Here is a 15428-nt window from a genome sequence, read left to right as displayed (position 1 = left end):
TGCTCGCGCCGCCGGTAGGATCGGGGTCGGGCCGTCTCGGCGGGGCGCGCGGACTCGACCGCGCCCGAGTCGACAGCTGCCCCCATGTCCTGCTAGACCGCCAGGATCCAGCGCTCCACGGCGGGCCTTCCGCATGGGGCTCCCCATGGACGCGAGCGCTCCCTCTTACCTGGTCACCGAGACCCTTCACGAGGGCCAGCGGGTCAGCCTGATGCGCGCGGTCCGGAGCGCGGATGGCCTCCCGGTGGTCCTGAAGGTCCTCGACCCGAGGCGCAGCCGCCCGCAGGACGTCGAGCGGCTGAAAAACGAGTACGCGATTGGCAAGCTGCTCGACCACGACGCCATCGTGGCGCCGCTCGCCCTCGAGACGCACGAGGGGCTGCCGGCGCTCGTCCTGGAGGACTTCGGCGGCGAGCCGCTCGACCGCCTCATCGGCGCGCCCATGGCCGCCGAGAGGTTCCTCGAGCTCGCGGTCCGCATCGCGGCCTGCGTGGCGGTGATCCACGAACGGGACATCCTCCACAAGGACCTCAAGCCGAAGAACATCCTCGTCAACACGGCCACCGGCCAGGTCAAGCTCGCCGACTTCGGCCTCGCGTCCCGCTCCTCCCGCGAGCCGCCGCCGGCAGGGCCTCCGCGGCTCATCGAGGGATCGTTGCCGTACCTGTCTCCTGAGCAGACGGGGCGAATGAACCGGGGGATCGACAGCCGCGCCGACCTCTACGCGCTCGGCGTGACGTTCTACGAGATGCTCGCCGGGCGCCTGCCGTTCGAGGCGCAGGACCCGCTGGAGTGGGTGCATTGCCACGTCGCGCGCGTCCCGCCGGCGCCCTCGGCGCTGGTGCCCGAGCTGCCCGAGGTGCTCTCGGCGCTGGTCCTGAAGCTCCTGGCCAAGATGCCCGAGGATCGCTACCAGACCGCCCGTGGCCTCAAGCACGACCTCGAGCGGTGCCTCTCGCAGGTCCGGGCCACCGGCAGGATCGAGCCTTTTTCCCTGGGCGAGCGCGACGTCTCAGGCCGCTTCCAGATCCCTCGGAAGCTCTACGGCCGCGAGAGCGACGTGGCCGCGCTGCTCTGCGCGTTCGACCGCGTGGTGGCCGCGGGCTCCCCCGAGCTCGTCGTGGTCTCCGGCTACTCCGGCATCGGCAAGTCGACGCTGGTCCACGAGCTCTACAGGCCGATCGTCCGGGAGCGAGCGCTCTTCCTCTCGGGGAAGTTCGACCAGTACAAGCGCGACATCCCCTATTCCACGCTGGTCCAGGCGTTCCGGGAGCTCGTGCTCGAGATCCTCGCGGAGAGCGAGCACCGGATCGCGGCCTTCCGGCAGCGATTGCTCGGCGCGCTCGGGAGCAACGGGCAGCTCATCGTGGACGTGATTCCCCACGTCGAGCTCATCATCGGCCGGCAACCGCCTGTCCCCGAGCTCCCGCCGGCCGAGGCGCAGAGCCGGTTTCGGGTCGTGTTCCGGCACTTCATCGGGGTGTTCGCCCGGAAAGAGCACCCCCTCGCGCTCTTCCTCGACGATCTCCAGTGGACCGATTCGGCCAGCCTCGGGCTCCTTCGCGATCTGTTGACGCACCCCGAGACGCATCATCTCCTCGTCATCGGCGCGTACCGCGACAACGAGGTGAGCCCCTCGCACCCGCTCATGGTGGCGATCGAGGAGGTCCGGAAGGAGGGCGCGCGCATCTCCGACATCGCGCTCGGCCCGCTCTCCCGAGAGCACCTCGCCGCGCTCGCCAGCGACGCGCTCCACTGCAGCCGCGAGGACGCCGCGCCGCTCTCGGACCTCGTCCACGAGAAGACGGGCGGTAACCCCTTCTTCGCGATCCAGTTCCTCTCCGCGCTGCACGAAGAGCGGCTGATCGAGCTCGACGAGGACGCCGAGTCCTTCCGGTGGGATGTGGCGAGGATCCGCGGAAAGGGCTTCACCGACAACGTCGTCGACCTGATGGTCGGCAAGCTCGTGCGGCTCTCTCCGAGCGCGCAGAGGGCGCTGCAGCAGCTCGCCTGTCTGGGGAACACCGCGGAGGTCGCCCTCCTCGCGATGGTCCGCGGCCGCACGGAGCAGGACGCGCACGCGGACCTCTGGGAGGCCGTCTCCGCGGGGCTCGTCCAGCGCCTCCCCGGCTCGTACAGGTTCATCCATGATCGGGTGCAGGAGGCGGCCTATTCGCTCATCCCCGAAGGCGAGCGGGCCGAGGCGCACCTCGCGATAGGCAGGCTGCTCGCGGCGCGTACGGCGCCGGAGGAGCTCGAGGAGAAGATCTTCGAGATCGTCAATCAGCTCGACCGCGGCGCTCCGCTGATCACGTCACGGGAGGAGCGAGAGCGAGGCGCAAGGCTCAACCTCGTCGCCGGCAGGCGCGCCATGGCGTCGGCGGCCTTCGCCTCGGCGCTCACCTGCCTCGTCGCCGGCGCGGCGTTCCTGGAGCCGGAAGACGACCGCTGGGAGCGGCAGTACGAGCTCGCCTTCGCGCTCGAGCTGCGCCGCGCAGAGTGCGAGTACCTGACCGGGGAGCTCGGCGCGGCGGAGGAGCGGCTCTCGATGCTCTCGCGCCGCGCAGGGAGCCTGGTCGACGCGGCGGCGGTCGCGTGTGTGCGGGTGGACCTCTACACGACGCTGGATCGGAGCGAGCTCGCCGTCGAGATCTGCCTCGAGGTCCTGCGGCGTCTCGGCGTCGCGTGGTCGCCGCACCCGACGCAGGACGAGGTTCAAAAGGAGTACGAGCGGATGTGGGGTCAGCTCGGGAGCCGGCCGATCGAGGCGCTCGTGGACTTGCCCCCGATGACCGATCCGGCGATTCGCGCGATCATGGACATCCTCAACTGGGGCCAGGCGCCGGCCTTGTTCACCGACCAGAAGCTGCACAGTCTCCTCGTCGGTCGCATGGTGAACCTGAGCCTCGAGCACGGCAACAGCGACGGATCGTGCTTCGGCTACGTCCATGTCGGCGCGGTCCTCGGCTCGCGCTTCGGCGACTACCGCGCGGGGTACCGCTTCGGCAAGCTCGGCCTCGATCTGGTGGACAAACACGGGCTCGGCCGCTTCAAGGCCCGCGTCTACCTGGACTTCGGAGTCCTGGTCAATCCCTGGACGAGGCACGTGCGCACCAGCATCGAGCTCATGCGGCGCGTCTTCGACATGGCGAGCGAGACCGGCGACCTCACCTTCGCAGCCTTCGCCCGCAATGCCTCTCTCGTGCTGCTGCTCGCCAAGGCGGATCCGCTCGGCGACGTGCAGCGCGAAGCCGAGAGCTCGCTCGCGTTCGTACGGAAGGCGAGGTTCGGTCTCATCATCGATTGCATCATCGCGCAGCTGCAGCTCGTCCGGTGCCTCCGCGGTCTGACGCCCAGCTTCTCCTCCTTCAACGACGTGAGCTTCGACGAGGCCAGGTTCGAGCAGCACCTGGAGAGCGATCCGCGCCTCTCGGTAGCCGCCTGCTGGTACTGGATCTGCAGGCTCCAGGCGCACTTTCACGCCGGCGACTACGCTTCTGCCCTCGCCGTGGCGATGAAGGTGGAGCGGCTCCTCTGGGCGGTGCAGTCGTTCCTCCACGTGACCGACTACCATTTCTATGGCGCGCTCGCGCGGGCGGCGTGCTGCGAGGCGGCACCCGGGTCGAACGACGAGCGGCGCCAGCACCTCGCGGCGCTCGCCGCCCACCACGAGCAGCTCGAGGTCTGGGCTTCGAGCTGCCCCGAGAACTTCGGCAGCCGCGCCGCGCTGATCGGCGCCGAGATCGCGCGCCTCGAGGGCCGGGCTCTCGACGCCGAGCTCCTCTACGAAGCGGCGATCCGCGCTGCGCGCGAGAACGGCTTCGTCCACAGCGAGGCGCTCGCGTACGAGGTCGCGTCGAGGTTCTACCGGGCGCGGGGGTTCGACGTCATCGCCGCCACGTACCTCCGCGAGGCCCACGCGTGCTACGCGCGCTGGGGAGCGGACGGCAAGGTCACTCAGATCGAGCAGCGGAATCCTCGCCTCTGGGAAACGAGGACGCTCGCCCAGGCCGCCACCTTCGCGGCGCGGTCCGAGGAGATCGACCTGCTCTCGGTGATCAAGGCATCTCAGGCCATCTCGAGCGACATCGTCCTCGACCAGCTCCTGCGCACGCTGCTCACGTCCGTCCTCGAGCAGGGGGGCGCGCAGCGAGCTTGCCTCATTCTGTGTCAGGACACGCGCCTCGCCATCGAAGCGGAGGCGACGCTCGACGAGAACGAGAGGGGGGTGACGACGACGCTCCTCGCGCCCTCGCAGGGGGAGTCTTCATGGCAGCGGGTCCCCGGCTCGCTCGTTCACTATGTGCAGCGGACGAAGGAGCGCGTCATCCTGCACGACGCGGCCGTCGACGCGGGCAAGTTCTCCGGCGACGAGTACTTCGCGCGGAATCGGCCCAGATCGCTCCTCTGCGTGCCCATCCTGAGGCGGGCCGAGGTGGCGGGCATACTCTACCTCGAGAACAACCTGCTCGCCGGCGCGTTCACGCAGGAAAGGCTCTCCGCCCTCTCGCTCCTCGCCACACAGGCGGCGATCTCGCTGGAGAACGCGCGGCTCCTCGCCAAGGAGCAATCCGCGCGGACCGCGGCCGAGGCGGCGGAGCGGCGCGCGGCCTTCCTGGCCGAGGCCGGGGAGATCATCTCCGCGTCGCTCGATCACGGAGAGGTGCTGTCGCGCCTCGCGCGGCTGTCGGTGCGATCGTTCTGCGACTGGTGCGTCATCGACTTTGCAGAAGGCGGGGAGGCCCGGCGAGCTTTCTGGGCCCACAAGGACCCCGCGAAGGAGCCTTTGCTCGAGGAGCTGCGACGGCGATACCCCGCTGACCGGCACTCGCCCCACCCGTCGGCCCGTGCCTGGCGGGACGGTGGGCCGCTCCTGCTCGCCGAGATCTCCGATGACATCATCCGGAGGCACGCCGAGGACGACGGGCACGCGAGGCTCATCCGCGAGCTCGGGACGCGGAGCTCCGTCATCGTGCCGCTCGTGGCGCGAGGACAGGCGATCGGGATGCTGACCGTCGTCTCGTCCGCGCCGGAGCGCCGCTACGGGGACGCCGATCTCGCGCTCGTGCAGGAGGTGGCGCGCCGGGCCGCGATAGCGATCGACAACGCCCGGCTCTACAGCGCCGCGCAGGAGGCGGTGCGCATGCGGGACGAGTTCCTGACCGTGGCGACGCACGAGCTCAACACGCCGATGACGTCGCTCACGCTCACGCTCGAGGCCATGGAACGGGCCCTCCGATCGGGCCGCTCCTGGGACCCCCAGGCCATGGGCCGGCAGGTCGACCGCGCGCTGCGGCAGGCGGCGCGCCTGACCCGCCTGAACAGCGAGCTGCTCGACGTCTCGCGGATCAACGCGGCTCGGCTGAGGCTCGATGTGGCGGAGGTCGAGCTCGGGGAGATCGTCCGCGACGTGCTCGCGCGGTTCAAGCTGGATCTGGCGCGCGCCGGGTGTTCGGTGTCGCTGCGGGAGCGCGGCCGGGTCGTGGGCCTCTGGGATGGTTCCCGCGTGGACCAGATCGTCTCGAACCTGCTCGCCAACGCGATCAAGTTCGGGGCCGGCAACCCGGTGGAGATCTCCCTCGGCGAGGAGGCGGGGACGGCGCGGCTCTCGGTGCGGGACCACGGGATCGGGATCGACCCGGCGCGCCAGGGGCAGATCTTCGAGCGGTTCGAGCGCGCGGTGTCGGACAGGCACTACGGCGGGCTGGGGCTCGGCCTGTACATCAGCCGCAGGATCGCGGAGGCGCACGGCGGCTCGATCCGCGTCGAGAGCGCGCTCGGCGCCGGGGCGACGTTCGTCGTCGAGCTGCCGCGGACCGGACCGCCGCGCGGGGCCGAGCCGCGCGCCCTGCCGGGCTGAGCGGCGCTGCCGGGTGCCCTCACGCCGGTTCGTCGCGCTCCGGGTCGATGTGCACGAGCACCTCCGCGTCGGGCTCGATGGCGAGGATGGCGTCGCGCGCGCGGTCGCCGGTCGCGTGCGCGCGCGCGAGGGGGAGGTCGCCCGAGAGCTCGATGTGCACCTCCACGAACAGCGTGCGCCCGGCGATCCGCGTGCGCAGCCTGTGGTGGCCGAGGAGCTCGCCGCGCGCGCGCATGGCGTCGAGCGCGTCCGCGATGGCGCCGACGCGCTCCTCCGGGGCGCTCGTGTCGATGAGGTCGCGCACGCCGAGCCGGAGGAGGGTCCCCGCGGACGTGAGGATGTAGACGGCGACCGCGACCGAGAGGACGCCGTCGATGCGGGAGAAGCCCGTCGCGTACGTGAGGGCGACGCCGGCGAAGACCGCGAGGTTCGCGGCGATGTCGGTGCGGTAGTGGACGGCGTCGGCCTGGATCGCGCTCGAGCCGGTGCGCGCGGCGACGCGGCCGAGGTAGGCCACGAGCGCCGCGGTGACGAGCGCGGCGGCGGCCATGGCGCCGAGCGTGACGGCGGCGAGGCGGAGCGGCGCGGGCGCGAGCAGCCGCCGGACCCCCTCGATGAGCAGGTAGACCCCCGAGCCGCCGATGAGCAGGCCCTGACCGGCGGTCGCGAGGGTCTCGATCTTCGCGTGGCCGAACGGGTGCGAGCGGTCGGGCGCGGCGTGGGCCAGCTGGATGGCGAGGGCGTTCGCCGAGGAGGCGAAGAGGTCCGTGAGCGAGTCGACGGCGCTCGCGGTCACGGCCATCGACTGGCCGAGCTGCCCGGCGACGAGCTTGCCGAGGGCGAGGCCGCCGGCGGTCAGCGCCGCGATGCGCCCGGCGCGCAGCGCGGCGCGGGCGCGGTCGGCAGGGTCGAGGCGGCGGCCTTCGGAGGGAGGGGCGCCGGGGTCGACGGCACGGGCGGCGGGCGCAACGCCGGGGTCAGGGCGGGCGGCGGGGGCGGCGAGGCGGGCGGCAGGACGTGGTCCGCTCATGGCCGGGAGGCTACCCCGCGACGCCCTTGCTCGTCATGCGCGTGGTGGTCAGGGCCACCCGAGTGGGTGCACTGCGACGTCGCGCGCGCCCCGACCGCGAGATCGTCGAACGGATGGCCCCGCAGCTCCCGGCGGCCGGCTGCTTGACAGAGATCGAGGTCGACGAGCCGGTGGTGGGGTACTCGGATAAGTCCCGCCTGGAGCAGGTTCTTCTCCGAGGAGGAGGCGCTGGCCTGGCCGCGCAGGGCCCACCCGCCGGGGGCGGCGTGAGCGCGGAGCGCGCGCGTGAGGCAGCAGGCCGAGCGGGCGCTCGTCGAGAGCAAGCGGCAGGCCGAGGGCGCGGTCCTCGTGCGCACCGAGGAGCTGCGGAGGAAGATGCGCCTCGTCGAGGAGCAGGAGCGGGCGCTGCTCGAGCTCTCCACGCCGGTGATCCAGGTCTGGGAAGGCGTGCTCGTCCTGCCGCTCGTCGGCACCATCGACCACCGGCGATCGTCGCTCATCCTGGAGAGCCTGCTCGGCAGCGTCGTGGAGACCTCGTCGGACCGCGTGATCCTCGACGTGACGGGCGTGTCGGTCGCGGACGAGGTCGTCTCGGGCTACCTGCTCAAGGCCGTCCGGGCGGCGCGGCTGCTCGGCGCGGCGTGCTCGTTCGTGGGCATCTCGCCGGCCATGGCGCAGGCGCTCACGCGGCTCGGGCTCGACTGGTCGGGCGTGGAGACCTTCCGGGACCTGCGGGCGGGCCTGAGGGCCGCGATCGCCGGCCGGCAGCGTGCCCCGGCCCGAGCGCGACGCGCAGCGAAGCCCGCCTGATCGCCGCGGCAAGCGCTCGCGAAGGCAGCGGCCAGCATGGAGGTCCCTGCTCGTCGGGGCCCGCGACGTGCACCGCGGAACTGCCGGGCCTGACCCATGGTACCTATCGATAGAGGGGGTGCTGGGGTGACACGATCGTGGGAGGCCGTGACAGAGAATGCGGTCCCCGGCGGGCGCCATGCGCTCACGCCGGTCGTGTGGCTACGTCGCCTCGGCGAGGCGCGCGGACTCGAGCGCTCCGGCGCCGACGGCAGCCCCCAGGGGCCGCCAGGCCGCCGGGCGCCAGCGCTCCACGGAGTGCCTTCCCCATGGGGGTGAGCACCGCCTCGCCATACACGATCACCGAGACCCTCCACGAGGGCCTGAGGACCCGCCTGCTCCGCGCGATCCGGCGCTCCGATGGCCGCTCGGTGATCTTGAAGGTCATCGACCCGAGGCGCAGCCGCCCGCAGGACGTCGAGCACCTGAAGAACGAGTACGCGATCGGCAAGATGCTGAATCACGAGGCCATCGTGACGCCGCTCGCCCTCGAGACGTATGAGGGGCTGCCAGCGCTCGTCATGGAGGATTTCGGCGGCGAGTCGCTCGATCACTTCATCGGCGCGCCGATGCAAACCGAGCGGTTCCTCGACCTCGCGGCGCGTATCGTGGCCGGTGTGGCGGAGCTCCACGAGCGCGGCATCATTCACAAGGATCTCAAGCCCCAGAACATCCTCGTCAACACCGCCACCGGCCAGGTCAAGCTCGCCGACTTCGGCATCGCGTCCTGCCTCTCTCGAGAGCAGCCGCCGGCGGGCCCTCCCCGGCTCATCGAGGGCTCGTTGCCGTACCTGTCTCCGGAGCAGACAGGGCGAATGAACCGGGCGATCGACAGCCGCGCCGATCTCTACGCCCTTGGCGTCACCTTCTACGAGATGCTCACCGGGCGCCTGCCGTTCGAGGCGCGGGACCCACCCGAGTGGGTGCACTGCCATGTCGCCCGCGAGCCGCAGCCGCCCTCCGCGTTCGTCCCGGAGTTGCCCGAGATCCTCTCCGCGATCGTCCTGAAGCTCCTCGCCAAGATGGCGGAGGATCGCTACCAGACCGCGAGCAGCCTGCACCATGACCTCGAGCGGTGCCTGGCCGAGCTCCGGGCCACCGGCAGGCTCGATCCGTTCCCTCTGGCCGAGCGCGACGTCTCCGGCCGCTTCCAGATCCCTCAGAGGCTCTATGGCCGCGAGGAAGAGGTCGTCGCGCTGCTGTCCGCGTTCGAGCGCGTGGTCGGCACGGCAGCCCCGGAGATCGTCCTGGTCTCGGGCTATTCCGGGGTCGGCAAGTCTGCGCTGGTGAGCGAGCTGCACAAGCCGATCGTCCGCGAGCGGGGATTCTTCCTCTCGGGGAAGTTCGACCAGCAGAAGCGCGATATCCCGTACTCGACGATCGTCCAGGCCTTCCGGGAGCTGGTGCTCGAGCTCCTCGCCGAGAGCGAGGAGCGGCTCGCGGTCGTCCGGGAGCGGCTGCTCGCCGCCCTCGGGGTCAACGGACAGCTCATCGTGGACGTGATCCCGCAGGTCGAGCTCGTCATCGGGCGGCAGCCGCCGGTCGCCGCGCTGCCGCCGACCGAGGCGCAGAGCCGGTTCCGCGTCGTGTTCCGGCGCTTCATCGGGGTATTCACCCGGAAGGAGCACCCCCTCGCGCTCTTTCTCGACGATCTCCAGTGGGCCGATCCGGCCAGCCTCGGGCTCCTCGCGGATCTGATGACGCACCCCGAGACGCGGTGTCTGCTCGTCATCGGTGCGTACCGCGACAACGAGGTGACCCCCTCGCACCCGCTCATGCTGGCGCTCGATCAGATGCGGAACGGGGGCGCGAGCGTCTCGGAGATCGTGCTCGGCCCGCTCTCCCGCGAGCACCTCGCCACGCTCGTCAGCGACACGCTCCACTGCCGCCGCGAGGACGCCGCGCCGCTCTCGGACCTCGTCCACGAGAAGACGGCCGGTAATCCCTTCTTCGCGATCCAGTTTCTCACGGCGCTCCACGAGGAGCGCCTGATCGAGTTCGACGTATACGCCGAGGCCTGGCGGTGGGACGTCACGAAGATCCGCGCCAAGGAATTCACCGACAACGTGGTGGCCCTGATGGTCGGGAAGCTCATGCGGCTCCCTGCCAGCACCCAGGACGCATTGAAGCAGCTCGCCTGTCTGGGAAACTCCGCAGAGATCGCGCTCCTGGCGATGGTTCATGGCCGCTCGGAGGCGGCGTCGCACGCGGCTCTCTGGGAGGCCGTCCGCGCAGGGCTCGTCCTCCGCACGGACGGCGCGTACAGGTTTCTGCACGACCGCGTCCAGGAGGCGGCCTATTCGCTCATCCCCGAGGACGAGCGGGCGGCGATGCACCTCGGGATCGGCCGTCTGCTCTCCTCGCGGACGCCGCCCGAGGAGCTCGAGGAGAAGATCTTCGAGATCGTGAACCAGCTCAACCGCGGCGCGGCGCTGATCACGGCGCGGGAGGAGCGCGAGCGTGTGGCCGAGCTCAACCTCGTCGCCGGCGAGCGCGCCAAGAGAGCCACGGCCTACGGCTCGGCGCTGAACTATCTCGCGGTCGGCGCCGAGCTCCTGGGAGGTGAGAGCTGGGACACGCGGTACGAGCTCGCCTTCGCGATCGAGCTCCACCTGGCCGAGTGCGAGATTGTCACCGGCGCCCCGGCGGCGGAGGAGCGGCTCTCCATGCTCTGGCGCCGCGCGCGGGACCTCGTCGAGGCGGCCGCCGTCGCCCGCGCGCGCGTCGAGCTCTTCACGACCCTCACCTGGAGTGACCGCGCTGTCGGGGCGTGCCTTGAATACCTCCTGCGCGTCGGCGTCGCGTGGTCGCCGCACCCGACGGACGAGGAGGTCCAGCGGGAGTTCGAGCGGCTATGGGAGCGGCTCGAGAGCCGCTCGATCGAGGAGCTCATCGACCTGCCCCCGATGACCGATCCGGTCTCGCGGGCGATCATGGACGTCCTCACGTCGACCATAGCGCCAGCGCTCTTCACCGATGCCAATCTGCTCGCCCTCATCCTGGGTCGCGCCGTGAACCTCAGCATCGCGCATGGGAACAGCGACGCCTCGTGCTTCGCCTATGTCTACCTCAGCACGTGCCTCGGCCCTCGCTTCGGCGACTACCAGGCGGCGTACCGCTTTGGCAAGCTGGGCTTCGATCTGGTGGAGAAGCACGGGCTGCTCCGCTTCAAGGCCCGCGTCTACGCGACCTTCGCGTTCATGGTCCTGCCCTGGACGAGGCACCTGCGCGCCAGCGTCGAGCTCATGCGACGCGCCCGCGACGTGGCGCAGGAGACCGGCGATCTCGCGTATGTTGCCTATACCGGCAGCTCCCTGGTCTCGCTCCTGCTCTCGGGCGGCGATGTGCTCGATGAAGTGCAGCGCGAAGCCGAGAGAGAGCTCGAGTTCGCGCGGCGGGCGAGGTTCGATCTCATCGTCGACCTCTACACCGGCAACCGCCGGCTCATCCGGGCGCTCCGGGGCCTCTCGCCGGACTTCTCCTCCTTCAACGACGCGGAGTTCGACGAGGGCCGGTTCGAGCAGCACGTCATGAGCGATCCCACCCTGACGGTCGCCGCCTGCTGGTACTGGATCCGCAAGCTGCAAGCGCGCTTCTATGCGGGCGACCACGCCTCCGCCATCGAGGCGGCGTCGAAGGCAGAGCAGCTCCTCCCGTCGTCAGCGGCGTTCTTCGAGGCGGCGGAGTACCATTTCTATAGCGCGCTCGCGCGGGCAGCACACCACGACGCGGCGACCGCCGACGAGCGGCCCCGGCACCTCGATGCCGTCGTCGCCCACCACGAGCGGCTCGCGAACTGGGCGACGAACTGTCCCGAGAACTTCGGGAACCGCGCGGCGCTGGTCGCCGCCGAGATCGCGCGCATCGAGGGTCGGTATCTCGACGCCGAGCGCCTCTACGAAGAAGCCATCCGCTCGGCCCACGATGGCGGCTTCGTCCACAACGAGGCGGTCGCTTGCGAGGTCGCGTCTCGGTTCTACCGAGCACAGGGGTTCGACAGGTTCGCCGACACAACCCTCGGCGACGCGCGGACCTGCTACGCCCGCTGGGGCGCCCGCGGCAAGGTGGCGCAGATCGACAGGGAGAATCCGCGCTTCCGCGAGCCGAGGCCCACCCCGTTCACCGCCACGTTCGCGGCTCGGCCCGAGCAGCTCGACCTGCTCTCGGTGACCAAGGCCTCGCAGGCCATCTCGGGCGAGATCATCCTCGACAAGCTCCTGCGCACGCTGCTCGAGGTCGTGCTCGAGCAGGGCGGCGCGCAGAGGGCCTGCATCCTCCTGAGTCAGGACGGCAAGCTCTCGATCGAGGCGGAGGCCGCGCTCAAGGAAGGAGGGGCGGTTGTGAGCACCCTCGAGTCGGGGCCGGTGGATTCCTCGCAGCGCCTCCCCTCGTCGCTCGTCGACTACGTGTGGCGGACCAAGGAGCGCGTCATCCTGCACGACGCGGCCGCCGATGCGGGCACATTCTCCGGCGACGGCTACTTCGCGCAGAATCGGCCCAAATCGCTCCTCTGCGTGCCCATCCTGAGGCGGGCCGAGGCGGTGGGCCTGCTCTTCCTCGAGAACAACCTCCTCGCCGGCGCGTTCACGCAGGACCGGCTCACCGCCCTCTCGCTCCTCGCCTCGCAGGCGGCGATCTCCCTGGAGAACGCGCGGCTCCTCGCGAAGGAGCAGTCCGCGCGGACCGCGGCAGAGACGGCCGTGCGGCGCGCGGCATGCCTGGCCGAGGCGGGGGAGATACTCTCTGGATCGCTCGATTGCAGCGAGACGCTGTCGCGGCTCGCGCGGCTGTCGGTGCGATCGTTCTGCGACTGGTGCATCATCGACGTCGTCGATGGTGGAGAGACCCGGCCCGCGGCCTGGGCCCACAGAGATCCCGCGAAGGAGCCTTTGCTCGCGGAGTTACGGCGGCGATACCCTCCTGGCCGGGATTCGCCCCACCCGGCGGCCGGCGTCCTCAGGGACCGTGAGCCGCTCCTGCTCCCCGAGATCTCCGACGAAGTCCTCCGGGGATACGCCGAGGACGACGGGCACGCGAGGCTCCTCCGCGAGCTCGGCGCACAGAGCTCCATCACCGTGCCGCTCGTGGCGCGGGGACAACCGCTCGGGGCGCTGAACGTCGTCTCGTCCGTGCCGGGGCGCCGCTACGAGGACGCCGATCTCGAGTTCGTGCAGGAAGTGGCGCGCCGGGCGGCGATGGCGATCGACAATTCGCGGCTCTACCGTGCTGCTCAGGAGGCCGTCCGGATGCGGGACGAGTTCCTGACCGTGGCGACGCACGAGCTCAACACGCCGATGACGTCGCTCACGCTCACGCTCGAGGCGATGGATCGGGCCATCCGGTCGGGTCGGATCTGGGACCCGCAGGCCATGGGTAGGCAGGTCGACCGCGCGCTGCGGCAGGGAGCGCGCCTGACCCGCCTGAACAGCGAGCTCCTCGATGTCTCGCAGATCGACGCGGCTCGGCTGAGGCTCAGCGTCGCGGAGGTCGACCTCAGGGAGGTCGCCCGCGACGTGCTCGCGCGATTCAGGCACGATCTGGAGCGCGCCGGGTGCTCGGTCTCGCTCCGGGACGGCGCCCGGATCGTGGGCCTCTGGGATCGCTCTCGCGTCGATCAGATCGTGACGAACCTTCTCGCCAATGCGATCAAGTTCGGCGCGGGCAAGCCCATCGAGGTCGTGCTTGGCGAGGAGGCCGGGATGGCGCGGCTCTCGGTCAGGGATCACGGGATCGGCATCGATCCGGAGCGCCAGGAGTGGATCTTCGAGCGCTTCGAGCGCGCGGTGTCCAACCGGCACTACGGCGGGCTGGGGCTCGGGCTGTACATCAGCCGCAGGATCGCGGAGGCGCACGGCGGCTCGATCCGCGTCGAGAGCGCGCCCGGCGCCGGCGCCACGTTCATCGTCGAACTGCCGCGCGCTGGGCCGCCGCGCTCGGTCGATCCGAGCGCTCTGCCGAGCTGAGCGGGGCGGGCGAGCGGCATCGCGTGAGGAGGCTAATGCCGAGGCGGCGCGGAGGACAAGCGGGAGCTCGCCCGCCGCGACGGCGGGGGCGATTGGCTGCCGGAGAGCTCGCGGAGGGGAGCGCCTCGAGTCGACTCCGCCTGTTCAGTCCGCCTATTCGGGAAACCGAAGCGTCTTGACGGCCACGCCGTCCTCTCCCGTGATCATGTTCCCCTCCTGGTCCCAGCTGATGCCGCCCTCGCCCGGCGGTCCCAGCGTGAAGGCGACGCCCTCCACCGTGAGCTGGTCCTCATCGAGGTAGGCGATGCCGATCGAGTCGGCGCCGCGCCCGGGGCCGCCGTAGCCGCCGGGGCCCCCGTCGCCGCCGTTGCCCCCGTTACAGCCGTACGTGCCATCCCCCAGCGCGCCGCCCGGCGCGCCTCGGCCGGGTCTGCCGCCCTTCTCGGGCGGCCCTCCGTCGCCGCCCGTGCCGGCCTGGAGCGTCTCGATCTCGCTGTCGCGCACGGTCACCCGGGCATGGAGCGCGACGATGCCGATGCTCGGATGGCCGTTTTCGCCCCCTCGGCCGCCTCGACCGCCGCAGCCGCCGGCCCCGCCCGAGCCGCCCCCCGCGCCGCCCTTCGACGCTGCGCCGCACACGCTGAGCCCGCCCCGGCGGCCGCCGCCCCCGCCGCCGCCCTGGCCCGGCATGCCCCGGTCGCCGTCGCCGGCCTTGTCGCCTTCCCACCCTGTCTCGCTGATGCGCCCGATGCCTTCGCCCGCGGCACCGGCGGCGCCTTGCAGGCCGGAGAGGCCGACTCTCCCGTCCGCGCAGCCGGTGCCCGGCGGGTCCCCGTCTCCTCCGCTTCCGTAGCCCGGGGGACCCCACATCGGATCGGGCGCGCCGTCGGCTCCGTCCTCGGCGCCGCCGGGCAGCCCGTCCCCGCCCTTGCCGCCGGCGCTCGGGATCCCGCCGTCACAAGGGTTCATCACGGCAGGCCCGCCGGCCACGGTCTCCGCCGAGCACGCGTCGCCGCCATACTTCCCGTGCGCGCCGCCAGGGGCGCGGTTCAGCCCCGACCGCTCCTCGCCATCGCGGCCCCGAATCCGTAGTAGGCGCGAATCGTGCTCCGGGTGATCTCCACCGCGGTGTTGGATCGAGCCAGGATCGCGATGGGGCTGTTCGCAAAGAAGTCCACGTCGACGATCGTCGAGATCCCGTCCGCTGCGCCTGTGTCCCCCGCGCTCGCCGGTTCGACGGTGAGGAGAAACTCATCGCGCTCGCGGATCTCGTCGTGCTGAACGATGGTGTGCGAATCGCGCTGGCGCGTCCAATCCAAGCAATTGTACCCCCCGATGAGATCCACGCCCGAGGGCAAGGTGAGGGGACCGTAGAAGCCGTCGTGGCACGAGAACACGCGCCCTCGCCCCGTGCGAGCTAGCTCGATGCCGCGCTGGAGCGTGCGCACCGGCTTCTCCCGCGTGCCGGGGTTCGCGTCATCGCCGCCGCCGAAGACGAAGTTGGCCACGAACACGCCGCACCCGTCCTCAAGCACGTCGGCGGCGAGACGCTCGAGGCAGAACGACTCCGGCGGCGCCTCATCGTGGCACGACGAGGTGCCGTCGCACGAGGCTCCGCCAGGGTCGACTGCGACGGGTGCGGTGCCGCACCCGGCCACGAGGAGCGGGAAGACGAGAGACAGATAGGTCGCTCGGGGCATGCTCATGGTTCTCCCTCGTTCCGTGT

6 protein-coding genes are annotated in these 15428 nt (G+C 71.1%); 3 read left to right on the top strand and 3 right to left on the bottom strand.

Annotated elements, in window-relative coordinates:
- The first annotated feature begins 145 nt into the window (after nt 1-145).
- Nucleotides 146-5860 carry an AAA family ATPase gene (locus tag WMF39_RS23115; RefSeq protein WP_437747623.1) on the top strand — a complete coding sequence of 1905 codons (5715 nt, stop codon included), beginning with the start codon at nt 146-148 and terminating at the stop codon, nt 5858-5860.
- A 19-nt stretch (nt 5861-5879) separates the two neighbouring features.
- On the opposite strand, the gene WMF39_RS23110 is transcribed toward WMF39_RS23115, so the two are convergent.
- Nucleotides 5880-6890, bottom strand: coding sequence for a cation diffusion facilitator family transporter (locus WMF39_RS23110; protein WP_437747622.1), 1011 nt, complete (start codon nt 6888-6890; stop codon nt 5880-5882).
- Between the two features lie 285 nt (nt 6891-7175).
- On the opposite strand from WMF39_RS23110, the gene WMF39_RS23105 reads away from it, so the two are divergent.
- Nucleotides 7176-7700 (top strand): STAS domain-containing protein, encoded by a 525-nt coding sequence (locus WMF39_RS23105; RefSeq protein WP_437747621.1) that lies wholly within the window; start codon nt 7176-7178, stop codon nt 7698-7700.
- Between the two features lie 308 nt (nt 7701-8008).
- Nucleotides 8009-13702 (top strand): AAA family ATPase, encoded by a 5694-nt coding sequence (locus WMF39_RS23100; protein ID WP_437747620.1) that lies wholly within the window; start codon nt 8009-8011, stop codon nt 13700-13702.
- 153 nt (nt 13703-13855) lie between these two features.
- Here the strand turns inward: WMF39_RS23100 and WMF39_RS23095 are convergent, their stop codons facing one another.
- Together WMF39_RS23095 and WMF39_RS23090 are read right to left on the bottom strand one after the other, a co-directional pair.
- Nucleotides 13856-14674 carry a hypothetical protein gene (locus tag WMF39_RS23095; protein ID WP_437747619.1) on the bottom strand — a complete coding sequence of 273 codons (819 nt, stop codon included), beginning with the start codon at nt 14672-14674 and terminating at the stop codon, nt 13856-13858.
- Nucleotides 14675-14751: 77 nt separating this feature from the next.
- The gene (locus WMF39_RS23090; protein WP_437747618.1) at nt 14752-15408 is read right to left on the bottom strand and encodes a hypothetical protein; all 657 of its coding nucleotides are present in this window, start codon (nt 15406-15408) and stop codon (nt 14752-14754) included.
- Between the last annotated feature and the right edge of the window lie 20 nt (nt 15409-15428).

The sequence above is a fragment of the Sorangium sp. So ce1504 genome (genome assembly GCF_051521635.1).
Lineage (GTDB): Bacteria > Myxococcota_A > Polyangia > Polyangiales > Polyangiaceae > Sorangium > Sorangium cellulosum_B.
Note: the sequence above shows the minus strand (reverse complement) of the source record. Positions and strands in the feature narration are given on the sequence as shown.